Source organism: Lysobacter sp. HA18, from assembly GCF_054057595.1.
The window spans coordinates 2,925,895-2,949,616 of sequence record NZ_JBSRZL010000001.1 but is presented as its reverse complement, the minus strand read 5'-3'; the positions used below and the strand labels follow the sequence as shown (position 1 = coordinate 2,949,616).

The window sequence follows — 23,722 nt, the reverse complement described above, 5'->3', positions numbered from 1 at the left end:
TCGGTCGCCGTAAGGACCTCGCGACCGTATGCAGAACGACCGACCCACGCCCGGATTGGGCACGCTCGCCATTCATGCGGGCCAGTCGCCGGACCCGAGCACGGGTGCCGTGATGACGCCGATCTACGCGACGTCCACCTACGTGCAGAGCAGTCCCGGCGAGCACCAGGGCTTCGAATATTCGCGCAGCCATAATCCGACGCGCTTCGCCTACGAGCGCTGTGTCGCCGCACTGGAAGGCGGCACGCGCGGCTTCGCGTTCGCGTCCGGCCTCGCCGCGACGTCGACGATCCTCGAGCTGCTCGACGCCGGCAGCCACGTCATCGCGATGGACGACGTCTACGGCGGCACCTATCGCCTGTTCGAGCGCGTGCGTCGTCGCAGCGCCGGCCTCGATTTCAGCTGGGTCGACCTGACGGATCCGGCTGTGTTCGAAGCCGCGATCCGACCCGAAACGCGCATGGTCTGGATCGAGACGCCGACCAACCCGCTGCTCAAGCTCGTCGACATCGAAGCGATCGCCGCGATCGCGCGCAAGCGGGGCTTGATCATCGTGGTGGACAACACGTTCTGCTCGCCGATGCTGCAGCGCCCACTCTCGCTGGGCGCGCACATCGTCATGCACTCCGCCACGAAGTACCTCAATGGCCACTCCGACATCGTCGGCGGCATGGCGGTGGTCGGCGACGACACCGAGATCGCCGAGCAAATGGCATTCCTGCAGAACGCCATCGGCGGCGTGCAGGGCCCCTTCGACAGCTTCCTAGCGCTGCGCGGCCTCAAGACGCTGCATCTGCGAATGAAAGCGCATTGCGAAAACGCGATGGCGCTTGCGGAATGGTTGCAGTCGCATCCCGCGATCGAACGCGTGATCTATCCGGGTCTTGCGTCGCATCCGCAGCACGAACTCGCCAAGCGTCAGATGGACGGCTTCGGCGGCATGGTCACGATTTTCGTGAAGGGCGGGCTCGAGGCTGCGAAACGTTTTTGCGAACGCACCGAGTTGTTCGCGCTCGCCGAATCGCTTGGCGGGGTGGAGAGCCTAGTGAACCATCCAGCGATCATGACGCATGCTTCGGTGCCGCCTGAGCGTCGTGCGCAGCTCGGGCTATTCGACAATCTCGTGCGGTTGAGCGTGGGAGTTGAGGACGTCGCCGACCTCAAGACTGACCTCGAAAAAGCACTCAACGGGTAAGCGAGGATGGCGTTGAGTTACATCCTCGCCACCGCGCGCGGGTGGTTGCGAGACCTGCCCGTCGCGATGTCGGCATATCGACGTCTGCCTGAGGCGATCAGGATGGGCCTGTCCTCGACTTTCGCACGACGGATGGTCGCCGACCTTCGGTTTCCGCCACTTCCCGACCCGCGGGGCGATCGTCCGCCGTCGCGGACCACGTCGCGGAACGTCGACGATCGCGCGGACGGCGCGGGAGTAGGCGTCAACCTGTTCGCGTATTTCCAAGGTCGGTTCGGCCTGGCGGAGGCTGCGAGAAATTACGCAGATGCGCTCGTCGGCGCCGACTATCCAGTCGCACTGTGCGATGTGGACTTGGACCTGCCTCACGACTTCGGTGAAGATCGACTGTTGGCGCATTGCGCCGACACAGCGCCATTTCCTGTCAGCATCATTTTCGTCAACCCTGACTACTTCGACGAAGCCGTTGCACACATCGGTAGCGATAGGTTCGAAGGCACATACTTGATCGGGTGTTGGTTCTGGGAGCTCGAGCGCGTGCCGGACGCCTGGTTAGCCGCCGTGGCGCGCGTGGACGCAGTGATGGTGGCTTCGGAATTTGTAGCGTCAGCGTTTCGTCGCATCACGACGAAGCCGGTGTTCATTGTCCCGCTGCCGTTGACGCATCGGCACGACAGTGGACTCGTGCGTGCGGACTTTGCGTTGCGCGATAACTCATTCCTGTTTCTTGCAAGTTTCGACTTCAACTCGTGGATCGAGCGCAAGAATCCCGCGGCAACGATCGCGGCGTTCCAGAAGGCTTTTCCCGGTGGCGAGAACGTGCAGCTCGTCCTGAAAACCAGTAACGGCGAGCGACACCCGGAGGCGTTGGCCCAGTTGCTCGTGACAGCCGGCGGCGACAGCCGCATTCTGATTCGCGACGGCGCGATCGCGGGGGCGCATCTCGCTGCCTTGCAGCGCTGCTGCGACGCGTATGTGTCACTCCATCGTGCGGAAGGCTTTGGCCTTGGCCTCGCGGAGTGCATGTCGATCGGAAAGCCGGTTATTGCGACTGCGTGGTCGGGGAACCTCGAATTCATGACATCTGAGAACAGCTGCCTCGTCGACTACCGGCTGGTGCCGGTACCCGACGATCACTACCTGCACACGAAGGGACAGCGGTGGGCGCAGCCCGATATCGCCCAGGCGGCGACCTTCATGCGCACGCTCTATTACGACCGGAGTGTCGCTCGCACATTGGGCGAGCGCGCGCAACGGGATGTCGCGGGGCTTCTCTCTGGGAGCCGTGCGGCCAAGACGATGATTGATTGGCTGGACGCGCGTGATCGCGCCTCTGCAGGGGCGTTGAATCGATGAAAGAACTCGTTCGCGCGATATGGGCATATCGCTTTTTCGTGGTTTCGTCGATTCGGAACGAACTGAAAGCGCGCTTTGTGCGCAGCAAGCTCGGTGGCTTGTGGATGATTATCCATCCGCTCGCACAGGTACTAATCTTCGCCACGATTCTGTCCGAGGTCCTCTCTGCGAAGCTGCCTGGAATCGACAACAAATATGCATACGCGCTGTACCTGATGGCCGGCACGCTCGCCTGGAATCTGTTCTCTGAAACGCTCGGTCGTTGCATGACATTGTTTATCGACAATGGCAACCTGATGAAGAAAATGGCGTTCCCACGCATCTGCCTCCCGTTCATCGCTGCGGGAACGGTCCTAGTCAACAACCTTCTCCTGCTGCTGGCGGTGTTCGGTGTTTTCGCCGTGCTCGGTCATCTCCCCGATTACCACGCGTTGTGGCTACCGCTCCTCATGTTGATCACGCTGGCGCTATCGCTGAGTCTGGGCATCATTCTTGGCGTTCTGAATGTTTTCATGCGCGACATCGGCCAAGTGGTGCCCGTCGTTTTACAGGCGCTGTTTTGGCTCACTCCGGTCGTCTATCACCTCTCAATCTTGCCCGCCGGCTACCAGCGTTGGTTCCGTTTCAACCCGCTCTACGCTTTGGTGACCAGCTACCAGAACGTACTGGTGTTCGGGACGCAACCGCTCTGGCATTCGCTCGGCATCGTATTCATCGGATCATCCACACTCGCCGTGATCGCGCTCGTTCTATTCCGTAAGGCGAGCCCAGAATTGGTAGACAGCCTGTGAGCGGGCGGCTCTGCGTCAAAGGTGTCGGCAAGGCGTATCGACGCTGGTCGAGCGAGTGGCTGCGCGCCGCGTCGTGGTTCGGTGTTCCCGTGCGTCCGATTGAGGAACAGTGGGTGCTGCACGACGTCAGCTTCGAGCTCGACCCCGGCCAGACAGTCGGCGTCGTCGGACAGAACGGGGCAGGCAAGAGCACGCTCCTGAAGATCATCACCGGCACCACGCAGCCCACGTCTGGCGCGGTGTATCGCACCGGCCGTGTGGCGGCCATCCTCGAGCTGGGTATGGGTTTCAACTCCGACCTCACAGGGCGCCAAAACGCAAAGCATTCTGCAGGGCTGATGGGCTACACCGCGGCCGAAATCGAGGCCGCGATGCCGGAGATCGAGTCATTCGCCGAAATTGGCGAATACTTCGACGAGCCCGTGCGGACGTACTCCAGCGGCATGCAGATGCGCGTGGCCTTCAGTGTCGCTACCGCATTTCGTCCCGATCTGCTGATCGTCGACGAAGCGCTTTCCGTCGGCGACGCCTACTTCGCGCACAAGAGCTTCGACCGCATCCGCCAGTTCCGTGATGCGGGCATCTCGATCATGCTGGTCACCCACAGCATGTCTGACGTGCGCAGCATTTGCGACCGCGTCATCCTGCTCGACAAGGGGCGTGTGCTGAAGGACGGCCCGCCGGACGAGGTCGTTGACTATTACAACGCAATCATTGCCGAGAAGGAAAACGCAAAGCTCGACATCGAGCAGCGGCGCGCCAAGAGCGGGTGGATGATGACGCGCAGCGGCACTGGCCAAGCCCGAGCGGCGTCGCTCGTGCTGCACGACGCGGACAGCGACAACGAAGTGGCCGTCGCACGCGTGGGGCAGCGCTTAGTACTGCGACTCTGCGCGCAGGTCAATGAGGACATCCCGCGCTTGGTGCTTGGCTACATGATTCGCGACAAGCAGGGGCACGTCGTTTGGGGCAGCAATACTTGGCACACACGCCAGGTCGTCGAACGCCTATGCGCTGGCGAGACGGTCCAGTTTGACCTGACCTTTGATTGCACGCTTGGCCCTGGTTCGTATTCGGTCTCTCCCGCGCTGGTTAGTTCCGACACGCACCTCGCGGACAACTTCGAGTGGGTCGACAACCTGCTCGTGTTCGAGGTGATCAACGCGGATCGTCCTGTTTTCATCGGATCGAGCTGGCTCGACGCGACGTTCGGCATCAAGCGCAACCAGAGTGAACGCTGACATGCAGTACCGCATTTCCCACGCGCAGAATTTCGAAGACGTGATGTTGTGGCGCGCGTTGTCAGGCGTCGCGCAGGGGCGTTACATCGATATTGGCGCCCAGAGCCCGGACATCGACTCGGTGAGCCGCCTGTTCTTCGAGGCTGGGTGGCGCGGCGTACACGTCGACGCGTGCGCGGACTACGCGGAGCAACTACGCGCTGCTCGCCCGAACGACACCGTCGTCGAGGCCGCCATCACTGATCACGATGGCACGTTGCGCTTCCACGAGATCACGGGCACTGGGCTGAGCACTTCTTCTGACGCCATCGCGAAACGCCACGCCGAGGCGGGGTTCGCAGTGCACGACACGGAAGTCAAGGCGATGACGCTGGACTCGCTGTTCGAACGCGTGGGCTCTCGGGAGATCCATTGGCTCAAGATCGATGTGGAGGGGAGCGAGGCAAGCGTGCTGCGTGGATGGCGCACGTCACCCGTGCGCCCGTGGATCGTCGTGGTGGAGAGCACGCGGCCGCTAAGCCAAATTCAGTCGCATGAAGAGTGGGAGCCATTGCTGACCGACAAGGGCTATCGCTTTGTGTGGTTCGACGGGCTCAACCGATTCTACGTCTCGTCCGATCATCCCGAGCTTGCAACAGCGTTCACCGTCCCACCAAACATATTCGACGACTTCGCGCTGAGCGGCGAGGCCAACGCGCCATTCGCGCGCGTGGTCGCCAGGCAGCGCGACGAAGCGCAGGCGCAAGCCGAACGTGCGCGCCGCGACGCTTCGCTTGAGCGCGCTGAGGCTGCGCATCAGCGCGAGGGGCGCGAGATGGACCGTCAGGCTGCTTCTGCCGCGCTCGCGCGGGTGCACGCCGAGGCCGAGGCGTCGTTGTCCGCGGCACGGGCGGACGCCGAAGCCGCGCTGGCTGCCGCAAACGTGCACGCCGAAGCGGCGTTAGCTGCGGAGCGGGAGGGCGCGCAGGCACGTTTCGACGCGCTTCGTAACGCTTCGATGATGCGCGAACAGCAGATGTCGTCACAGCTGGCGGCGGAACGCGAAGAGCTTCGTCGGACGCAGGACTTGTTGCATAGCACCCGCAGTCGGCTTGAGGAAGCCCGCGTTGAGGCGCATCGCTGGTGGAGCGCCGCAGAGGCGCTGCGCGCTGAGCGCGACTCGCTGCTGCGCAGCCTGTCGTGGCGGCTTACGGCGCCTCTACGCGCGGCTCGGCGTCTGTTGTCAGATCCCCGTAATGCATCGCGGATGTACGCACGCCGCGGGTTGTCGTTCGCCATGCGCCGCGTGGTGGCGTCGTCCCATCGCAGCAAAGTGCAGAGCCTGCTCGGCCGCATTCCAGGAGCGCGCGATCGCATGCGTGCAATCGCAATTGCTGACGGTGTGATTCCGGGTGAGTCGAAGGCGGTGGTGTTCCAGCCGGCCCCAACGTCGAGGCATCCCGGACTGTCAGCCGAAGCACGTCGGGTGCACGCGCGCCTCCGCGACGCGATGTCGGTAAGGAACTGATGCGCATCGTCATCGACCTGCAGGGCGCGCAGACCGGCAGCCGCTTTCGCGGCATCGGTCGCTACTCCACAGCCTTGGCTGAGGCGACGGTTCGACAGGCTGGCGAGCACGAAGTGTGGTTGCTGCTGAACAACCTGCTGCCCGACAGTATCCCGCCTTTGCGTGCTCGGTTCGGGGCGCTGATGCCGCCCGAGCGCATCGTTGCGTTCTCCGCACCGGGCCTCACACATTGGGACGTCGGTGACCCTTGGCGCCGGAGGGCGGCGGAGCACATTCGTGAGTCGGTCCTAGCCGGGCTGCAGCCCGACATCGTGCACGTGTGCAGCCTGTTCGAGGGCGCGCAGGAAGACGCGGTCATCTCCATTGGCCGAGGCGGCGCTCACATTCCAACGGCGGTGACGCTGTACGACCTCATTCCGCTGCTCAACCCTCAGGAGTACCTCGGGTCCGGATGGGGCCGGGACTGGTATATGGATCGTGTTGCGAGCCTGCGCAATGCAGATCTTTTGCTGTCGATTTCTGAACACGCGCGCGACGAAGCGATCATGGCGCTTGGCGTCCCCGCCGAGCGCATCGTCAACATGTCGTCGGCCGTATCAGACGAGTTTCGGCCGGTGCCAGTCGACGAAATTCTGGGCCAACGCCTTGCGGCACACGGTGTTCGCACGCCCTATGTGATGTACAGCTGCGCGTTCGAGTCGCGAAAGAACGTCGACCGGCTGCTGCACGCCTTCGCCGCGCTGCCCGTTGGCCTCGCCGGCGCGCATCAGCTCGTCATTGCGGGCAAGGTGAATCCTGTCGAGCGCGAGCGTCTGGTGAGCCTAGCGGGCCAACTCGGTATCGGTGAGCGCTTCGTGCTGCCCGGTTACGTTGAGGACGACGACCTGATCCGTTTGTACAGCGCAACCGCGTTGTACGTTTTTCCGTCACTGCACGAAGGCTTTGGCTTGCCTGCGCTAGAGGCAATGGCCTGCGGTGCGCCGACCATCGGCTCGGGCACGACGAGCGTGCCGGAGGTCATTGGCCGCGAGGATGCTCTGTTCGATCCGACGGACGTGCCGGCAATGACCGCGCTGATGGCGCGTGCGTTGTCGGATAAGGATTTCGCCGACAGCCTGCGTGCATTCGCCCCGCAACAGGCTGCCCGCTTCTCGTGGGACGCCAGTGCGCGCGTCGCAATCGACGCGTTCGAGCGCTTGCACGCGGAGCAGGTGGCAGCGGGTAGGCGCGTCGTGAACCCGCATTTGTCGACTGCCCGCGGTCTGGAAGACCAGTTGCAGGCGATTGCCAGCATCGCCAGCGGGCACGAAGTGCCCGACGACGACATCGCGCAGGTCGCGGTTGCGCTCGCGCATAACCGCGTGACCCTGGAATCGATCGACCGCGGCTCACCGTTGCCCGAACACATCGCATGGCGCGTCGAGGGGCCCTTCGACACCAGCTACAGTCTCGCGCTGGTCAATCGCGAACTCGCGCGCGCGCTCTCCGATGCTGGGCATGACGTCGCCTTGCATTCGACCGAGGGCCCCGGCGATTTCGATCCGGACTCCCGGTTCCTGCGTGCGCGGCCCGACATCGCCGCGTTGCATGCGCGCGCGGCGTCAATGCCCGCGCCCGCGGCGGACGTTTCCAGCCGCGATCTGTATCCGCCGCGCGTGGCCGACATGGTCGCGCCTCTCAACATGCTGCATTGCTATGCATGGGAGGAAACTGGTTTCCCGCACGAATGGGTCGATGCGTTCAATCGCCACCTGGACGGCATTACGTGCCTGTCTGTGCATGTCGAAAAGGTGCTGATCGACAACGGTGTCGGCGTGCCGCTCGCCGTCGCTGGCTGCGGAACCGACCATTGGGAGCGCGTCGTCGCTGATCGCGCGAGCAAGGCACCAGGCAAGGCGTTCCGATTTCTGCACGTGTCCTCGTGTTTTCCGCGCAAGGGCGCTGACGCACTCTTGCAGGCGTGGGGTCGCGCGTTCCGGGCGTCCGATGACGTCACGCTCGTAATCAAGACCTTCGCCAATCCGCATAATCGCGTTCACGACTGGCTGGCCGATGCGCGTCGCGGTGATCCAGGGTATCCGGACGTTGCCATCATCGAGGAAGACCTCGACGACGCGCACCTGAAGGCCCTTTACGAGGATTGCCATGCATTGGTTGCGCCCAGCCGCGCCGAAGGCTACGGACTTCCGCTTGCGGAGGCGATGCTGTCCGGCCTCCCCGTGATCGCAACGGGATGGAGCGGGCAGCTCGATTTCTGCAACGCAGATACTGCGTGGTTGGTCGACTACACGTTCGCGGCGGCTGAAAGCCATTTCGAACTTGATGGCTCGGCCTGGGCGAATCCGGATGTCGACGACCTTGCGCGGGTCATGCGCGCTGTTTACGTCGCGACGCCTGAAGAGCGGGCGGCAAAGAACAACGCTGCAGTTTCGCTGTTACGCGCTTCGCACACGTGGCCAGCCGTCGCCGATCGCCTGGTCGACAGTGCTCGCACGTTTGCCGAACGTCGTGGTGCATCGCCACCCCGGGTGGGCCTCGTGTCCAGCTGGAACACGCGATGCGGTGTTGCGACATACTCGGCGCACCTGTTCGCCGAGACCGATTTAGCGCCAACGATCTTTGCACCGCGTGCCACCGCCGTCCTTAAGCCGGACGACGCATCAGTGCTGCGCTGTTGGGAGGGCGAGTCGACGTCCCTCGACGCTCTCGCGGCCGGCATCGACGAGCACCAGATCGACGTGCTCGTCGTGCAGTTCCAATACTCGTTCTGGGATTTCCCCACGTTCAACGAGTTTCTTAAGTGGCAGCAGGCTCGTGGCCGCACGGTTGTGGTGGTGATGCACGCAACGTCAGATCCCGGTGGAGAGCGAAAGCGCCTGAGGCTGCTTGCCGAGGGACTGCGTGGCTGCTCCCGGGTACTCGTGCATTCGATTGGCGACCTCAATCGATTGAAGGACATCGGCATCGTCGAAAACGTTGCGCTGTTTCCGCACGGTGTGCTCGACGCCGCGACGCGGCCGATCACCCCATTGGGGACCAAATTCACCCTCGCGACGTACGGGTTCTTTCTGCCGCACAAGGGGCTACCGGAAATCGTCGAGGCCGTCGCACTCCTCGCGCGCCAGGGACACGATGTCCATCTGCGCATGGTCAACGCGGAATTTCCGGATCCATCGTCACGCGAGCACATCGCTCTCGTTCGCAGCCGCCTGCAGGCGCTTGGCGTGCGCAACCGCGTGAGGATGGAAACCGAATTCCTCAGCGACGCGGAGAGCTTGGAAGCGTTGGCCGAAGCCGACGCCATTGTGTTCCCGTATCAGCGAACCGGTGAGTCGGCCAGCGGCGCGGTACGCTACGGGCTGGCAGTCGGCCGTCCGGTTCTCGTCACGCCTATCCGAATTTTCGATGACGTCCGCAGTGCAACATTCTCGCTGCCGGGGACGACCGCTGCGGAGATCGCCGCCGGCATCGAGGCGTTCATGAGCGAACAGCGGAGAAGTACGTCTGCGTTCGAGGCCACGGCGGCGAAGGCCGCGCGCTGGCGCGACGCGCACCGCTACTCCCGCCTCGGCGCACGCCTCGAACACATGCTGCTGCAGCTGCACCGTCGCGCGGCTACACAACGGAATCCAAGGAAAACATGACGATGAAGAAGGCAATAATCACCGGCGTCACCGGACAGGATGGCGCTTACCTCGCCCAGTTGCTTCTAGAGAAGGGTTACACCGTCTACGGCACCTATCGGCGCACCAGCTCGGTGAATTTCTGGCGCATGGAGGAGCTTGGCGTTACCAAGCACCCTAACCTTCACTTAGTTGAGTTCGATCTGACCGATCTCGGCACCACGATCTCGCTTGTCCAGAAGACGCGGCCGCAGGAAATCTACAACCTCGCCGCGCAGAGCTTCGTCGGGGTGAGCTTTGAACAACCCTCAACTACCGCGCAGATCACAGGCATCGGCGCACTGCACCTGCTCGAGGCGATCCGTCTTATCGATCCGTCGATCCGATTCTACCAAGCGTCCACCTCGGAAATGTTCGGCAAGGTGCAGGCGGTGCCGCAGAAGGAAGACACGCCCTTCTGGCCGCGCAGCCCGTACGGCGTTGCCAAGCTCTATGCGCACTGGATGACGGTGAACTACCGCGAGAGCTATGACCTGTTCGCTTCCAGCGGCATCCTGTTCAACCATGAGAGTCCGCTGCGCGGCCGCGAATTCGTCACGCGTAAGATCACGGACTCGGTTGCCAAGATCGCGCAGGGAAAGCTCGATTGCCTGGAACTTGGCAATATCGACGCCAAGCGCGATTGGGGCTATGCGAAGGAATACGTCGAGGGCATGTGGCGGATGCTGCAGGCCGATTACTCTGACACCTATGTACTCGCCACCAATCGTACCGAGACCGTCCGCGACTTCGTGCAGATGGCATTTCGCGCTGCCGACATTGAGGTGCGCTTTGAGGGTGAGGCGGAGGCCGAGCGGGCGATTGACGTGAAGGGCCGAACGGTGATGCGGGTCAATCCGCAGTTCTATCGCCCCGCAGAAGTGGACCTGTTGATCGGCGACGCCACAAAGGCGCATACCGAACTAGGTTGGGAACCCAAGACCACGTTGGAAGAGCTCTGTGACCTTATGGTGCAGGCGGACCTGCGGAGGAATGAGCGTGGCGTCTCGTTCTGACCGTCGCGTCGCGCTGGTCACCGGGGCGGGAGGATTCACCGGGCGCTTCGTTTCGCAGGCGCTCACCGAAGCTGGCTTCGATGTCGTCGGCTGGACGCACGCCGGTGGTGCCGGCAACGGTCTGCGCTCGGTGGAACTACGCGATGCTGCGTCGGTGCGCGAAGCCGTTGTCGACGCCGCGCCGGACGTGGTCGTGCACTTGGCCGCCATTGCGTTTGTCGCGCATGGCGACGCAGATGAGTTGTATCGCGTAAACCTGATGGGCACGCGCCACCTGCTCGGCGCTCTGGCATCGCTCGAGGCAGTACCGCATAACGTCATTCTTGCCAGCAGCGCGAATGTCTACGGCAATGCCGAAGGCCGCCTCGGCGAGGACACGCCACCGTCGCCCCAGAACGACTACGCGGTCAGCAAGCTGGCCATGGAGCACATGGCGCACCTCTGGACCGACCGCCTGCCCATCACCATCACGCGACCATTCAACTACACAGGCGTTGGCCAAGGGGGCCGCTTTCTGATCCCGAAGATCGTGTCGCATTTCCGCGCGAAGGCATCGACGATCGAACTGGGCAATCTGGACGTGTGGCGCGAATTCAACGATGTGCGCGACGTGGCGCAAATCTACGCGCGACTGGCGGCGCGAGTCGGCAGTGGCGAAGTCTTCAACCTGTGCTCCGGCGTCGAACATTCCCTGCGCGACGTGCTCGTTCAGATGGAGACGATTTCAGCGCACGCGCTGGGCGTTCGTATTAACCCCGACTTCGTGCGCGCCAACGAGGTCTTCCGGCTTCGCGGAGATGATTCGAGGCTTTGCTCCGCGCTCGGCGCGCTGCCGCGGCGGCCGCTGTCCGACACGTTGCGCTGGATGTATGAAAGCGCAGCGTAAGAATTCACCGAGACCTTCTTACATGATCAAGACTCCAACCACGGGTCCACTCGCACGGTGTTTGCCGGCGTTTGCCCGCGCTTCCAAGGTCACGATCGCCGCGCTGCTATCGGTGAACGTGCTGTTGCTTGGATGGTTCATCGCTACGGGCTACCGGGGATATTTCCACAGCGACGCCGCAGCCAAGAGCCTGCTCGCGCAGGAGATGCTGCGCAGCGGCCGCGTGTTCCCGCCGGATTGGAATTACGTCAACGGCGATCTGATGGTGTTGTTCGGCCAGTGGTTCGTCCTGCCTTTCCTTTTGGTCATGCGCAACGGATGGGCCGCGTACGCGGTGAGCATGCTTGTGTCGGCGATCCTGATCCTGCTCTCCACATGGTGGGCCGCGCGTTTGGTCGTGCCGGGTCGCTGGCCGCGACTGGCGGTGCTCGCGATCGTGGCCAGCGGCTTGTCCGTCGTCACCACGGATAACCTCTTCGGCCAAGTCTCTTACGGCAATGTGCACTTCCTCGCTTGTTTCGTGCTCGTGCTCGCGTGGCGCGCCATTGTCACGCAAGGACGCGCGCGGGCCGTCGCTTCTGTTGGAGTGGGACTGCTGGCGGTTGGTCTTTTCTGGGGCAATCCGCAACGCGCCGCGGCCTCGCAAGGCCTGCCTCTTCTCGCAGCGTGCGCGCTGCACTTGGCGATGGCGCGCGACTGGCGCCAAGCCGCCCGTGACGTTCGCTGGCCAACGGCGGCGCTCCTCGCGGGCCTGATCGTCGGCAGCGGCCTGCATGCGTACACGCTGGCGCACGTACAGAACCATCTCGGCGCAGGCAACGCGCGCTGGCTGGACTTCAATGGCATGCAGGCGAACGCGTTCCATGCAATCCATGGCCTGCTCGCGCTGCTCGGCTGCATGCCAACGCCTGGGCGGGCGGTGGTGGGAGTCGTTGGTGCATGGGAGGCTATCCGTCTGCTCGCTGGTATCGGCGCGCTCGTACTCATGCCGGTAGCCATGGCCTGGTCGCTGCGCTCGGTCCGCCCGGCTAGCGTCCGCTTCTTCGGAGCCTTCACCCTCGTGTCGTTCGCGCTGGTGTTCGTGTTGCACGTCACGACGACGATCCCGGACATGGTCGATCCCGCAGGCTCGGCGCGCTACCTCGTGCCGCCGCTCTTGTTCTCACTCGTACTCGTGGCCGGAATGGTAATTGACGTCGCCGTCGCAGCCACTTGGCGCGGGCTGGGGGGCGGCACACTTCTGGTGCTCGCGGCGAGTGCGTTCACTGGCCCCGTGAGCGATGTTCTTCGCACGCAGCGCCCCGATCCGCGCGTGGCGCTGATCCACGCGCTGAAGAACGCCGGTCTTGTCGACGGCTACGGGACGTACTGGAATGCTGGTGCCGTGACCGTCCTCAGCGGTGATCGACTACACGTGCGCCAGATCTATCTTGAACACGGCCTGCCTGTGCCAATGCGGCACCTTGGGTCCAACCGCTGGTATCGACCTGACGGCAGGCGGGGGCCGACGTTTCTTCTGCTCACGGCGGAGGAGGCCAAGACTGTCGACTGGGCCTCCATGCAACGGTTCCTCGGCGCCCCGGCGCGCCGCTTCAGCGCAGGCTCCTACGAAGTTGTTGTCTACGCGCGCAACCCTGCGGAAGCGCTGCCGAATTGGAACGAGGACTTGTCGCATCCGATCTCGATCGTGATGTCCGGCGCGTCGCCGCACCAGGTCGGCCAGTACGACCAGCCGGGTCGCGCGCTTGTCGCGCAGGTCGGCGAGGTGGGAGCACTGCATTTCGGGCCGTACCTGCCGATCCCAGAAGGGCACTACGAGGCCAGCTTCGACGTGGAATGCGACAGGCCGGCGCCGGGGGGCTGCGGAAAGGTCGACGTCGCCGGCGAAGGCGGTACCGTCGTGTTCGGCGAAGCGGCGATTCCCGCGGGCGCGCGCGCGCGCGTGCTAGTACGGTTTGACGTCGCACGCTGGTTGAACGACGCAGAACTGCGCGTCTTCGTCGACGGTGCGGGAAGGGTTAGGCTTCGCGGAATCTCGGTGCGCCCGGTAACGGACGCCCGCTAGAGCGCTAAGAGCACCGCGTCCGCTGCCTCGAGGACGCGGTCGAGGTCCGCCTCCAGGCCCACCCACAAAGGCATCCGCACCAAGCGATCGCTCATCTCGTCCGTAACTGTCACCGAGCCGTGCGCCCGCGCGAATTCGCGTCCCGCCGGCGCGCTGTGCAGCGGAATGTAGTGGAACACAGTGCCGACACCACACTCCTTCATGCCGGCGATGAAGCGCGTGCGCACGTCAAGATTCGGCAATAGCAGGTAATACATGTGCGCGTTGTGCGTGCAGTGCTCAGGCACGATTGGACGACGCACTCGGCCAGCGCTCTCGTGCGGTGCGGCCCAGGCGTGGTAGCGATCCCAAAGAGCGAGGCGGCGCTGCGTGATCGTGTCCCCGGCCTCCATCTGCGCCTGCAGAAATGCGGCAATGATTTCGCCGGGCAGGTACGAGGAGCCAATGTCGACCCACGTGTATTTGTCGACCTGGCCGCGGAAGAAGCGGCTGCGGTTGGTGCCTTTCTCCCGCACGATCTCAGCGCGTTCAGCGAGCTCGGCGTCGCGCACGAGCAACGCGCCGCCTTCGCCGGAGATGATGTTCTTGGTCTCGTGGAAGCTCATCGCGCCGAGCTCTCCGATCGCGCCGAGTGGGCGGCCCTTGTAGCGCGAGTAGATTCCCTGCGCTGCATCTTCCACCACCTTAAGGCCATGGCGGCGCGCGATGTCGCAGATCGCGTCCATCTCGCATGCCACGCCGGCGTAGTGAACGACGCAGATCGCCTTCGTGCGCGGCGTGATCGCCGCCTCGATCAGGTGCTCGTCAAGATTTAGCGTGTCAGGGCGAATATCGATGAACACCGGTACGGCGCCGCGGAGCACAAACGCGTTCGCGGTGGAGACAAACGTATACGACGGCATGATGACTTCGTCGCCGGGTTCAAGGTCAAGCAGCATTGCCGCCATTTCCAATGCAGCGGTGCACGAGTGCGTCAGCAACGCCTTACTTGCAGACGTGTGCGCTTCGAGCCACGCATGGCACGCGCGGGTAAACGCGCCGTCGCCCGATAGGTGCCCGTTGCTGTGCGCCTGCGCAATGTATGCGAGCTCGCGACCGGTCATGAAGGGCTTGTTGAACGGGATCATCGGGTGCCTGCGACGATGTGGCGAGGGGTCACGTTGGCGGCGGATTGCATCACTTCGTGCACTCCATCACCGCGTGGGAGTAGGGGATATGCAGTAGGTCATGCCGGACGGCGAGGTGGCTTGAGGAGAACCCGTCCGGAACCAGCGCAAGGTAGCCCGCCGCGTCGCGAACGTTTTGCCCACGGTCCCTCGCAAGAATCGAGCGTGCGATCGGGGACTGCCCGGTTTCCCACACGCCGTCGACTGTCAACAGTCGGCCTCCTGGAGCCAGGCGCTTTGCGAGATTGGCCAGCAGCGCACGCGCGCCGTCATCATCCAGGTGGTGTAGCAGCCCAATTGCAATTGCCAAGTCGCATGGCGGGATCGCCTCGGCCGGTAGCGAGGTGATGTCCGCGCACTCGAAGCGCCCGCGATCGCCGTGCTTGGCGCGCGCTGCCTCGATGTAGTTCGGATCCAGGTCGAATCCGTGGTATTCGATGTCGCATGGGAGAAATTCGAGGATCTGCCCCGTTCCGCATCCGACATCGACGATGCGCTGCCCCGGCGAGACGCGGAAATGATCACGCGCCAGTCGGCGACGCGAACGATTAGCGCCGAATACCACCTGAGAGAAATCGTAGACGAAAGGGATCGAAAGGACGCGTCGGATGCCGGTGGTGACTTGGGCCATGACGAAATGTGCTCAGCCGTAATATGCGACGACGCAGATGCCGGAAACGATCAGCGCAGCTCCGCCGAGTTTGCCGGGCGTAAGCGTCTCGCCAAACACGAGTGCACTGGCCGCGAAAATGAGCACGAGACCTAATGCTGTGAAAGGATACGCGCGACTCAGTTCGAGTCGGGTAAGCGCCAGCATCCAACAGATGGATGCTACGAACGCCGCCGCGAGGCCTGAAATTACCCACGGCGACAGCAACAAGTGCAGTACGTAGGTCACAATGCCGCTGTCTCGTACTGGGCCGATACGCGCGACCTGCCACTTCAGCACGAGTTGTCCATACAGCGTCAGCGCTAACATCATCGCGATGTATACGTAGCCCATTCGTTCAACTCCGCTTTAGGAGATCGCTGTAGCACAGTACGCACAACGCGCCCTCGGCGTCGTGCACGGTTGCAACCGCGGGCACGTACCCGTGCGGTTCGCCACCTGCCGCGTTACGCACGCGCAGGCGGTAGGGGCGGTCAGGGAATATCGGGCTTATGAACACCAGATTTGCGCGAAGGAACAGCGTTCCGGGACCCGGCGTCTCGGTTCCAAAGATGCGCGACAGTTCGCCACCGACGAGCATTCCGTGCGAAATACGCGCCGGAAAGCCTGCGGCACGCGCCGCGTCGTCGTCGAAGTGCACAGGATTTGCGTCTCCTGTGGCGTCAGCGAAACGGGCGACCTGCATAGTGTCGAATTCGAGCGTGCGGTCGACCAGAGTTGCGCCACCGGCGAGCATCGCGTTTACGTGCCAGGTGTCATACGCGCGCACCAGGGCGAATCCTTCGCGCGCCCAGACTTTCTGCACCGCGTAGTTCCAGACCTGCGTGGAAACCTCCATGGTCGCGAAGCCGCGCTCGCGAAACTTCGCTTGGGTGTGTCGGACGAGGTCTCCGTACAGACCGCCGCCCGCGTGCGCGGGGTGCACCCCGTACAGCACGCCTTCGCATGAATCGGCGCCTTCGTCAAAGCTGCAGCACGCGAAGGCGACAATGACACCGCCACGACGTGCCACCCAGGTCACCCGGCCGGGCGAATCGCTCGCGATGTAGCCCGTCGCCCACTCCATGTACCCGGCGAGGACGCGCGCGGGATCGAACGTGGGATTGGCGTGGTAGTGGCTTACATAGCCGTCGAAAGCCGTGCGTACGAGCGAGGCAAGCGAATCGCGATCCGCCGAAGTGGCTTCAACGAACTCGAGATCACTGTTGCGTAACGCATTCGGCTGATACCTGCGCAGGTCGACGGCGTAGTACACGAGCGTATCAGCGTGAATTGTTTGCAGGCCATAGCGCGACAACCGGGTCCAACCACCCGTACCGGCGGGCGTCCGCACGATTGCGATGTCGACGTCTTGCGATACGAGCGTCTTGAAGAACAGGCGATCGTCGAGTTGGTCGCCGTGGCCCCGGAAAACCCGCATACCGAAACGCGCAGAATCGAGGGGTGACTGCTGGAGCGTTATCGGCTGCGTCATTGCACGACACCGCATGCGTCGGTGGTGTCCTGCACGATGTAGTAAGGGCGGCCCTTCATGTCGTTGAACAGGCGTCCCAAGTAGAGGCCAGTGACGCCGACACACAGAATGATGAGCCCGCCGAGGAGCCAAATGGACGCGATAATGCTGGTAAAGCCGGCGACCTGGACGTCACCCGCGGCATAGCGGTAGATGCTGCTCGCAGTGATCGCCATTGAAAGGGCAGAAACCACGATCCCCATTTTCACGACGAGCCGCAGCGGCTTGTCCGAGTAGGACAGCACGATGTTGAGGCCGAGTCTGATCAGCTTTCGAAGGCCGTAGCTACTACCGCCTGCGGCGCGTTCGGCGTGCCGCACGGGCACGCCTATTGGGTCAAATCCAGTCCACTTGACCATGAGTGGGAAGCAACGATCGCGCTCGGGCATAGCGTTCACCGTGTTGATGACACGACGGCTGAAGACGCCGAAATTGGCTGTGGTGTGATCCTGCCCAACGTCCGTCAAATAGGTGAGCAACCGGTAGAAAGCGAACGAACCAAGCCGCTTCAGGACTCCGTCCTGCCGTTCCAGCCGGCGTGCAAACACAATATCGTGGCCGCCTCGCGCAACCGAGACGAGTTCCGGAAGCTCTTCGGGCAAATCCTGGAGGTCGCAATCCATTACGGCGACCCATTCGCCCCGGGCGTGCTCGATGCCCGCTGCGATCGCGTAGTGCTGTCCGAAGTTGCGTGAGAGGCGCAGTCCTCTTACCTCGGGATAGAGAGCAGCTAGCTCTTGTATCCGCGCCCACGAGTGATCGGGGCTACCGTCGTTGACGAGCAACAGCTCGAGCTGCATGCCAGTTCGTGCAACTGCATCCCGAACACGCGTCACAAGTTCCTCGAGGCATGTGTCGCAGCCATAGACGGGCGACACGACGGATAACAGCCCCGGGACTGCGCAGTCGCCCCGCTCACCAGGGCGATATTTGTTAGTCATCGGAGTGGTCCGGATACAGGTGTCCGCGGAATCGCATACGCCAAGCGATTTGAGGGATCGTAACGTCGGGTTGCCAGATGCCGCGCATGGGCAGTCCGGATCGGATTGGCCCCCCATCAAGGGCGGCAGTGGAGAACGAAGGCGGCCGCGAACACTGTAAACCGCACAAGACTTCCGGTGGCTCGGCGCTTGATCCGTTCACGGCGACGCACCATTGTCGCGGCTGGTCGAACCGCGCACGCTGAGGGATTTGCGCTAAGCGGAACCAGACGCGCAGTCCGGTTCCAGCGCCGCTCCTGGTCCACATCCGATACGGACGTGGCTCGATAGGCGTCCCAAACACGCTGCGACGAGTCGCGTCAGTCGCGGAGGCCAGCCGAGGTCGCCTTACATTCTGACGTCACTGCTTCCTCGCAATTGTGTACGACTCGATCCGGACGGAAGCGCCTTCGGTAACTTCAGCGCGCAACTCGAGATCGCTCACTGCCTCGGCGACGGTGAAATCGAACTCGGCGATCGTGCCGCTGGACGGGACAGTCGATTTGACAACCTGACTGCCAAGTATTGACGCGGCCTTCGATGCAACCGCATCGAAGTGGACTTCCGCGCCGTTCTTCAGGCTCGGAATGCTGCCCTTCACGGTCGCCCGATAGGTTCCTGGGGCGAATGCGACATAGGGGCCGTACATCATGTAGCCAGGCGAACCAGTACTGGCGATCGCATTGCCGTCGATCTTGGCGACCGTTGGCTGGAACGGAATGTTGTCGGCAACGACATTTCGCGACAGACTCTCGACCGGGGAGTTCGCGGGTGTGCTGGCCGCGGCGTCTGGCTTCGGTGCATCAACGCTAGCTTCCGGCGCGCTGCCGTTTGGAGTTTCCCCACAGCCTGCAATTGCGAGCGAGGTGAGAAGTATTGCAGTTAGTCGGCTGCGTTTCATGGCGGGTCCAATGCGATGGGTACGGGCAGTATTTACTACACGAGTTGCTGAAGCTCGGGCAGGAGTTGGAACAAATCCCCCACCAATCCGATGTCCGCGATCTCGAAGATCGGTGAGTCGAAGTCCTTGTTTATGGCGACGATGGTTCCGGCGTCCTTGATCCCGGTCAGATGTTGGATTGCACCGGAAATGCCGACGGCGATATAAAGCTCCGGCGCAATGATCTTGCCCGTCTGGCCGACCTGCATCTCGTTCGGCACGTAGCCGGCGTCCACTGCCGCGCGTGATGCGCCGACGGCAGCACCGAGCTTGTCGGCCAGGTCGTAGATGATCTTGAAGTTCTCCGCCGAGCCAACACCGCGACCGCCCGACACGACGCGCTTAGCGCTCTGCAGGTCGGGACGATCGCTGGAGCCTGCCGCGAGACCGACGAAACGCGTATGCGTCGGCAGCGCGGCGTCGACGGTGATCGCTTCGATCGGCGCATTTGCGTCGCGCGTGGTTTCCGCAAACGAGGCAGTGCGAATGGTCGCGACGACGATTACGCCTTCCGGCGCTTCGACCGTCACGATCGCGTTGCCGGCATAGATGGGGCGCTTGAACGTGCGCGGGCCTTCGACGGCCATCGCGTCGGACACCTGCGGCGCGTTGAGCAATGCGGCGACGCACGGCATCAGGTCCTTGCCGAACGTCGTGCTCGGTCCGAACACATGTGTGTAATTGGCGGCGACCTTCGCCACCTGCGGCGCCAGCACCTGCGCGATCGGATTCGCATTCGCAGCGTTCGACACCGCCAGCACACGCGACACGCCGTTGAGCTTCGCGGCTTCGGAGGCGACCGCGGTCGCGTCGTCCCAAAGCACGAGCACGTCGATGGATTCGGGTGACAGCGCCTTCGCGGCGGTCACGCACTTCGCGGTGGAAGCGTTGAGGTGGCCGCCCAGGTGTTCGGCGACGATCAGGACCTTCGACATCGGAATTTCCTCAGGTAACGATGTTCCCGCGGGAACCTTCGTGCGAGGCGGTCGCGCGCTGCGCGGTCCGCCGGCGGTGCGTTACAGCAGGCCGCGCTGCTTCAGCGTGGCGACGAGCTCGGCGGCGTCCTTGACCATGATGCCCTTCGAGCGCTTGGCCGGCGCCGCGTACGAGGTGGTCTTCAGCCCCGCGCCCGCATCGACGCCCAGTTCGGCGAACTGCAGCGTCTCGAGCGGCTTGCTCTTGGCCTTCATGATGTCGGGCAGCTTGATGAAGCGCGGCTCGTTGAGGCGCAGGTCGGTGGTGACCACCGCCGGCAGGTCGACCTCGAGCGTTTCGAGGCCAGCGTCGACCTCGCGCGTCACCGTCGCCTTGCCGTCGGCGACGTCGAGCTTCGACGCGAACGTCGCCTGCGGACGGCCCCACAGCGTGGCGAGCATCTGGCCGGTCTGACTGGCGTCGTCGTCGATCGCCTGCTTGCCGAGGATCACGAGGTCGGGCTGCTCGCGCTCGACGAGCTTGAGCAGCGTGCGCGCGGCGGTCAGCGGGGCGACTTCGGTGCCCGCGTCGACGACCACGTGGATCGCGCGGTTCGCCCCCATCGCAAGGCCATTGCGGAGGTGCGGCTGGGCGTCCGCGGGCGCGATCGTTGCGACGATCACTTCCGTCGCGATGCCCTTATCCCGCAGGCGCAGCGCTTCTTCGAGCGCGATCTCGTCGAACGGGTTCGGCGACAGCTTGACGCCCTCGGTGACGACGCCACTGCCGTCGGGCTTGACCTGGATGCGGACGTTGTAGTCCACCACGCGCTTGTAGGCGACGAGGATCTTCATCGGGCGGGATTCCTGGAAACGATCGGGGCCGGTCGGGCCAAGACGGGAATTCTAGCCGACGGCCGTGGGCGCGGCGTTCAGGGCTGTCGGAGCCGCGTGAAATCGATCGGGTACGCTATAGCGCCTCGTGAAAGTGGAAAGCCCATGCTCCATCCCGTGATCCTGAGCGGCGGAAGTGGCTCGCGTCTCTGGCCGCTGTCGCGCCAGAACCAGCCCAAGCAATTCCTCGCCCTGATCGGCGACCGGTCGCTCTTCCAGGAAACCGTGCTGCGCGCCAGTCGCCTCCACGGAATGCAGGCACCGGTGACGGTCTGCAGCGAGGATCACCGGTTCATGGTGGGTGAGCAGCTTCAGGAAATCGACGTCGCAAATGGCGGGATCCTGCTTGAGCCCGAGGCCCGCAATACCGCGCCGGCTATTGCATTGGCGGCGCTTCACCTTCGGGCCCGCGATCCGGACGCCGTGATGTTGGTGATGCCAGCCGACCACCTGATCGAGGACGAGGCCGCTTTCCGCATCGCCGTCGAGCAGGCTGCGGGTGTTGCCGCCGAAGGCTGGTTGGTGACGTTCGGGATCAAGCCGGATTACCCCGAAACCGGATACGGATACATACGGCGCGGCGAAGCGGTCAGCGCCGACGTCTATCGCGTGGATCGGTTCGTGGAAAAGCCGGATGTCGAGACCGCCGAAGGCTACGTCGCAGACGGCAGTTACGCTTGGAACTCCGGCATGTTCATGTTCCGCGCCGATCGTTACCTCGAAGAACTCGCGCGCCTGCAGCCGGAAATGTTCGCAGCTTGCGAGCGCGCCTGTTCCAACGCGAAGCGCGACCTCGACTTCGTTCGCGTCGACAAGGCCGCGTTCGCGCAGAGCCCGAATGATTCGATCGACTACGCGGTCATGGAAAAGACTGGGCATGCAGCGGTCGTTCCAGTGAGTTGCGGCTGGAGCGACATCGGCTCGTGGTCATCGCTCTGGGCTGCGGCACCGCGCGACGCCGATGGCAATCGTTTCGAGGGCGACGTGCTGGCGATCGATACGCGCAACAGTCTCGTGCGCGCCTCCGATCGCCGCATGATTGCAACCATCGGCGTCGAGGATCTCGTCATCGTCGATACGCCTGATGCGACGCTGGTGGCACGCAAGGATCGCGTGCAGGACGTCAAGAAGGTCGTCGACCGGATCAAGAGCGCGGGGCGTCAGGAACACTTGTTCCATCGCAAGGTGTACCGCCCGTGGGGCAACTACGATTCGATCGACATGGGTGATCGTTTCCAGGTCAAGCGGATCGTCGTCAAACCGGGCGCAGCGCTGAGCCTGCAGAAGCACCATAAGCGCGCCGAGCACTGGATCGTCGTGTCGGGCACAGCGGAAGTGACGTGCGACGAGCGCGTGTTCGACCTCAATGAAAACGAGAGCACGTACATTCCCCTGGGAAGCGTGCATCGCCTGCGTAACAACGGCACCGAGCCGGTCGAGCTGATCGAAGTCCAGTCTGGTCACTATCTCGGCGAAGACGACATCGTTCGACTCGAAGATGTGTACGGGCGCTCATGATCAGCAAAGCAGACGGCGTTCGCGCCGCGTTCAAGGCTTATGACATCCGTGGCCGCGTGCCGGACGAGCTCAACGAAGATGTAGCGCGTGCATTGGGTGTCGCGCTCGCCGATCTGCTTGATCCAGGCGAGGTTGTATTGGGTCGCGACGTGCGCCTCAGCAGTCCTGGCCTCCAGGCGGCACTCGCCGACGGCCTTGCCCGAAAGGGGCGCAATGTCGTCGACATCGGTCTCTGCGGCACCGAAGAGGTCTACTTCCAGACGGCGCATCGTCACGCGGCTGGAGGCGTGATGGTGACGGCCAGCCATAACCCGATGGACTACAACGGCATGAAGCTGGTGCGGGACGGGAGTCGTCCCATCAGCGGCGACAGCGGGCTTCATGCACTCCGCGACGCGGTGATCGCCGGCGTTCCGATGCCGGAGCCTGCGGCTGGTAGTGTTCGGGTTGCAGACGACAAATCGGCATACATTGAGCATTTGTTGGGCTACATCTCGCCGGACGCATTGCGTCCATTGCGGATCGTCGTCAACGCCGGCAATGGCGGCGCGGGCGCGGTCATTGATCAGTTGCAGCCCCATGTCCCGTTCGACTTCGTATGCATACAACACGAGCCGGATGGTACGTTCCCGAACGGGATTCCGAATCCCCTCCTGCCTGACAGTCGGGCAGCGACCGCCAACGCCGTGCTGGAGCACGGTGCGGATTTCGGTGTGGCTTGGGATGGGGACTTCGACCGGTGCTTCTTCTTCGATTCGGATGGCCGCTTCATCGAGGGCTATTACCTCGTGGGGCTGCTTGCGCAAGCGCTGCTCGCACATCATCCGGGCGGGCGCGTCATCCATGACCCGCGCCTTGTCTGGAACACGATCGAAATGGTGTCGGAGGCCGGCGGCGTCCCGGTGCTGTCGAAAACCGGCCATGCGTTTATCAAAGAGCGCATGCGAGCCGAGGACGCTGTCTACGGCGGCGAGATGAGCGCTCACCACTACTTTCGCGACTTCGCCTACTGCGATTCCGGAATGATTCCGTGGCTCCTCGTCGCAGGGCTTATTTCGTCGACGGGAAGGTCGCTCGCAGATCTCGTCGAAGCGCGCATCGCGCGCTTCCCGTGCAGCGGCGAGATCAATTTCCGCGTCACCGATTCGGCTCTCGCAACCCGCGCGGTCATGAGTGCATTGGGCGGTGATCCTGCGCTCGACTATACGGACGGGCTGTCTGCCGACTTCGGCTCTTGGCGCATGAACCTGCGCAGCTCGAACACCGAACCGCTGCTGCGGTTGAACGTCGAGTCTCGCGGTGACGCCGGGCTTGTCGAAGATCGCGTCGGCCAGATCCGGCGTGCGTTGGCGACGTTTGCGAGCTGACCGAAAGTACGGTGTTCCTCCCTGGGGCAGCGGGCTAGACT

19 protein-coding genes are annotated in these 23,722 nt (G+C 63.4%); 11 read left to right on the top strand and 8 right to left on the bottom strand.

Annotated elements, in window-relative coordinates; all coding sequences use genetic code 11:
• Window positions 1-28: 28 nt before the first annotated feature.
• Genes ACVWWW_RS14355 through ACVWWW_RS14315 form a run of 9 tightly spaced genes read left to right on the top strand, consistent with a single transcriptional unit; the run spans window position 29 to window position 13,719 of the window.
• Window positions 29-1,195, top strand: coding sequence for a cystathionine gamma-synthase (locus ACVWWW_RS14355; protein ID WP_027081800.1), 1,167 nt, complete (start codon window positions 29-31; stop codon window positions 1,193-1,195).
• A 12-nt stretch (window positions 1,196-1,207) separates the two neighbouring features.
• On the top strand, window positions 1,208-2,551 hold the full coding sequence (locus ACVWWW_RS14350) for a glycosyltransferase family 4 protein (RefSeq protein WP_456998723.1): 1,344 nt from the start codon (window positions 1,208-1,210) through the stop codon (window positions 2,549-2,551).
• Window positions 2,548-3,342, top strand: a complete 795-nt coding sequence (locus ACVWWW_RS14345; RefSeq protein WP_027081801.1) for an ABC transporter permease — start codon at window positions 2,548-2,550, stop codon at window positions 3,340-3,342. Before ACVWWW_RS14350 ends, ACVWWW_RS14345 begins: the two co-directional genes overlap by 4 nt.
• Window positions 3,339-4,583 (top strand): ABC transporter ATP-binding protein, encoded by a 1,245-nt coding sequence (locus tag ACVWWW_RS14340; protein ID WP_027081802.1) that lies wholly within the window; start codon window positions 3,339-3,341, stop codon window positions 4,581-4,583. Before ACVWWW_RS14345 ends, ACVWWW_RS14340 begins: the two co-directional genes overlap by 4 nt.
• Before the next feature lies 1 nt (window position 4,584).
• Window positions 4,585-6,090, top strand: coding sequence for an FkbM family methyltransferase (locus ACVWWW_RS14335; protein WP_051234669.1), 1,506 nt, complete (start codon window positions 4,585-4,587; stop codon window positions 6,088-6,090).
• The gene (locus ACVWWW_RS14330) at window positions 6,090-9,734 is read left to right on the top strand and encodes a glycosyltransferase (protein ID WP_051234671.1); all 3,645 of its coding nucleotides are present in this window, start codon (window positions 6,090-6,092) and stop codon (window positions 9,732-9,734) included. The genes ACVWWW_RS14335 and ACVWWW_RS14330 overlap by 1 nt, the downstream gene beginning before the upstream one ends.
• Window positions 9,731-10,768: a GDP-mannose 4,6-dehydratase gene (gmd, locus tag ACVWWW_RS14325; protein WP_027081803.1), complete on the top strand. Its 1,038-nt coding sequence runs from the start codon at window positions 9,731-9,733 to the stop codon at window positions 10,766-10,768. Before ACVWWW_RS14330 ends, gmd begins: the two co-directional genes overlap by 4 nt.
• Window positions 10,746-11,654, top strand: a complete 909-nt coding sequence (locus ACVWWW_RS14320) for an NAD-dependent epimerase/dehydratase family protein (protein WP_027081804.1) — start codon at window positions 10,746-10,748, stop codon at window positions 11,652-11,654. The genes gmd and ACVWWW_RS14320 overlap by 23 nt, the downstream gene beginning before the upstream one ends.
• A 22-nt stretch (window positions 11,655-11,676) precedes the next feature.
• Window positions 11,677-13,719, top strand: a complete 2,043-nt coding sequence (locus ACVWWW_RS14315) for a hypothetical protein (RefSeq protein WP_155914089.1) — start codon at window positions 11,677-11,679, stop codon at window positions 13,717-13,719.
• Here the strand turns inward: ACVWWW_RS14315 and rffA are convergent.
• The 8 genes from rffA to ACVWWW_RS14275 form a co-directional block, all read right to left on the bottom strand.
• A complete protein-coding gene (gene rffA / locus ACVWWW_RS14310; RefSeq protein WP_027081806.1) occupies window positions 13,716-14,846 on the bottom strand; it encodes a dTDP-4-amino-4,6-dideoxygalactose transaminase in 1,131 nt (376 codons plus the stop codon). The two genes, ACVWWW_RS14315 and rffA, sit on opposite strands and share 4 nt — an antisense overlap.
• Before the next feature lie 49 nt (window positions 14,847-14,895).
• Window positions 14,896-15,516, bottom strand: coding sequence for a class I SAM-dependent methyltransferase (locus ACVWWW_RS14305; RefSeq protein ID WP_027081807.1), 621 nt, complete (start codon window positions 15,514-15,516; stop codon window positions 14,896-14,898).
• 12 nt (window positions 15,517-15,528) lie between these two features.
• Window positions 15,529-15,888: an EamA family transporter gene (locus ACVWWW_RS14300; RefSeq protein WP_027081808.1), complete on the bottom strand. Its 360-nt coding sequence runs from the start codon at window positions 15,886-15,888 to the stop codon at window positions 15,529-15,531.
• A 4-nt stretch (window positions 15,889-15,892) separates the two neighbouring features.
• Window positions 15,893-17,029, bottom strand: coding sequence for a bifunctional GNAT family N-acetyltransferase/hotdog fold thioesterase (locus ACVWWW_RS14295; RefSeq protein WP_196804304.1), 1,137 nt, complete (start codon window positions 17,027-17,029; stop codon window positions 15,893-15,895).
• A complete protein-coding gene (locus ACVWWW_RS14290; RefSeq protein WP_051234675.1) occupies window positions 17,026-18,009 on the bottom strand; it encodes a glycosyltransferase family 2 protein in 984 nt (327 codons plus the stop codon). The genes ACVWWW_RS14295 and ACVWWW_RS14290 overlap by 4 nt, the downstream gene beginning before the upstream one ends.
• 400 nt (window positions 18,010-18,409) lie before the next feature.
• Entirely contained in the window at window positions 18,410-18,949 is a 540-nt protein-coding gene (locus ACVWWW_RS14285; protein WP_155914093.1) for a hypothetical protein, read from the bottom strand.
• Window positions 18,950-18,984: 35 nt separating this feature from the next.
• A complete protein-coding gene (locus tag ACVWWW_RS14280) occupies window positions 18,985-19,923 on the bottom strand; it encodes an electron transfer flavoprotein subunit alpha/FixB family protein (protein WP_027081811.1) in 939 nt (312 codons plus the stop codon).
• An 81-nt stretch (window positions 19,924-20,004) separates the two neighbouring features.
• Window positions 20,005-20,757: an electron transfer flavoprotein subunit beta/FixA family protein gene (locus ACVWWW_RS14275; protein ID WP_027081812.1), complete on the bottom strand. Its 753-nt coding sequence runs from the start codon at window positions 20,755-20,757 to the stop codon at window positions 20,005-20,007.
• A gap of 144 nt (window positions 20,758-20,901) precedes the next feature.
• On the opposite strand from ACVWWW_RS14275, the gene ACVWWW_RS14270 reads away from it, so the two are divergent.
• Together ACVWWW_RS14270 and ACVWWW_RS14265 are read left to right on the top strand one after the other, a co-directional pair.
• The gene (locus ACVWWW_RS14270) at window positions 20,902-22,314 is read left to right on the top strand and encodes a mannose-1-phosphate guanylyltransferase/mannose-6-phosphate isomerase (RefSeq protein ID WP_027081813.1); all 1,413 of its coding nucleotides are present in this window, start codon (window positions 20,902-20,904) and stop codon (window positions 22,312-22,314) included.
• Window positions 22,311-23,681, top strand: a complete 1,371-nt coding sequence (locus ACVWWW_RS14265) for a phosphomannomutase/phosphoglucomutase (protein ID WP_027081814.1) — start codon at window positions 22,311-22,313, stop codon at window positions 23,679-23,681. The genes ACVWWW_RS14270 and ACVWWW_RS14265 overlap by 4 nt, the downstream gene beginning before the upstream one ends.
• Window positions 23,682-23,722 lie beyond the last annotated feature (41 nt).

What these genes read in the sequence shown, in the direction of transcription:
- ACVWWW_RS14295 (WP_196804304.1), bottom strand. Translation starts at nt 17,029, where the DNA reads ATGACGCAGCCGATAACGCTCCAGCAGTCACCCCTCGATTCTGCGCGT.
- gmd (WP_027081803.1), top strand. Translation starts at nt 9,731, where the DNA reads ATGACGATGAAGAAGGCAATAATCACCGGCGTCACCGGACAGGATGGC.
- ACVWWW_RS14345 (WP_027081801.1), top strand. Translation starts at nt 2,548, where the DNA reads ATGAAAGAACTCGTTCGCGCGATATGGGCATATCGCTTTTTCGTGGTT.
- ACVWWW_RS14355 (WP_027081800.1), top strand. Translation starts at nt 29, where the DNA reads ATGCAGAACGACCGACCCACGCCCGGATTGGGCACGCTCGCCATTCAT.
- ACVWWW_RS14290 (WP_051234675.1), bottom strand. Translation starts at nt 18,009, where the DNA reads ATGACTAACAAATATCGCCCTGGTGAGCGGGGCGACTGCGCAGTCCCG.
- ACVWWW_RS14330 (WP_051234671.1), top strand. Translation starts at nt 6,090, where the DNA reads ATGCGCATCGTCATCGACCTGCAGGGCGCGCAGACCGGCAGCCGCTTT.
- ACVWWW_RS14315 (WP_155914089.1), top strand. Translation starts at nt 11,677, where the DNA reads ATGATCAAGACTCCAACCACGGGTCCACTCGCACGGTGTTTGCCGGCG.
- ACVWWW_RS14285 (WP_155914093.1), bottom strand. Translation starts at nt 18,949, where the DNA reads ATGAAACGCAGCCGACTAACTGCAATACTTCTCACCTCGCTCGCAATT.
- ACVWWW_RS14320 (WP_027081804.1), top strand. Translation starts at nt 10,746, where the DNA reads ATGAGCGTGGCGTCTCGTTCTGACCGTCGCGTCGCGCTGGTCACCGGG.
- ACVWWW_RS14335 (WP_051234669.1), top strand. Translation starts at nt 4,585, where the DNA reads ATGCAGTACCGCATTTCCCACGCGCAGAATTTCGAAGACGTGATGTTG.
- ACVWWW_RS14300 (WP_027081808.1), bottom strand. Translation starts at nt 15,888, where the DNA reads ATGGGCTACGTATACATCGCGATGATGTTAGCGCTGACGCTGTATGGA.
- ACVWWW_RS14270 (WP_027081813.1), top strand. Translation starts at nt 20,902, where the DNA reads ATGCTCCATCCCGTGATCCTGAGCGGCGGAAGTGGCTCGCGTCTCTGG.
- ACVWWW_RS14275 (WP_027081812.1), bottom strand. Translation starts at nt 20,757, where the DNA reads ATGAAGATCCTCGTCGCCTACAAGCGCGTGGTGGACTACAACGTCCGC.
- ACVWWW_RS14305 (WP_027081807.1), bottom strand. Translation starts at nt 15,516, where the DNA reads ATGGCCCAAGTCACCACCGGCATCCGACGCGTCCTTTCGATCCCTTTC.
- ACVWWW_RS14280 (WP_027081811.1), bottom strand. Translation starts at nt 19,923, where the DNA reads ATGTCGAAGGTCCTGATCGTCGCCGAACACCTGGGCGGCCACCTCAAC.
- ACVWWW_RS14265 (WP_027081814.1), top strand. Translation starts at nt 22,311, where the DNA reads ATGATCAGCAAAGCAGACGGCGTTCGCGCCGCGTTCAAGGCTTATGAC.
- rffA (WP_027081806.1), bottom strand. Translation starts at nt 14,846, where the DNA reads ATGATCCCGTTCAACAAGCCCTTCATGACCGGTCGCGAGCTCGCATAC.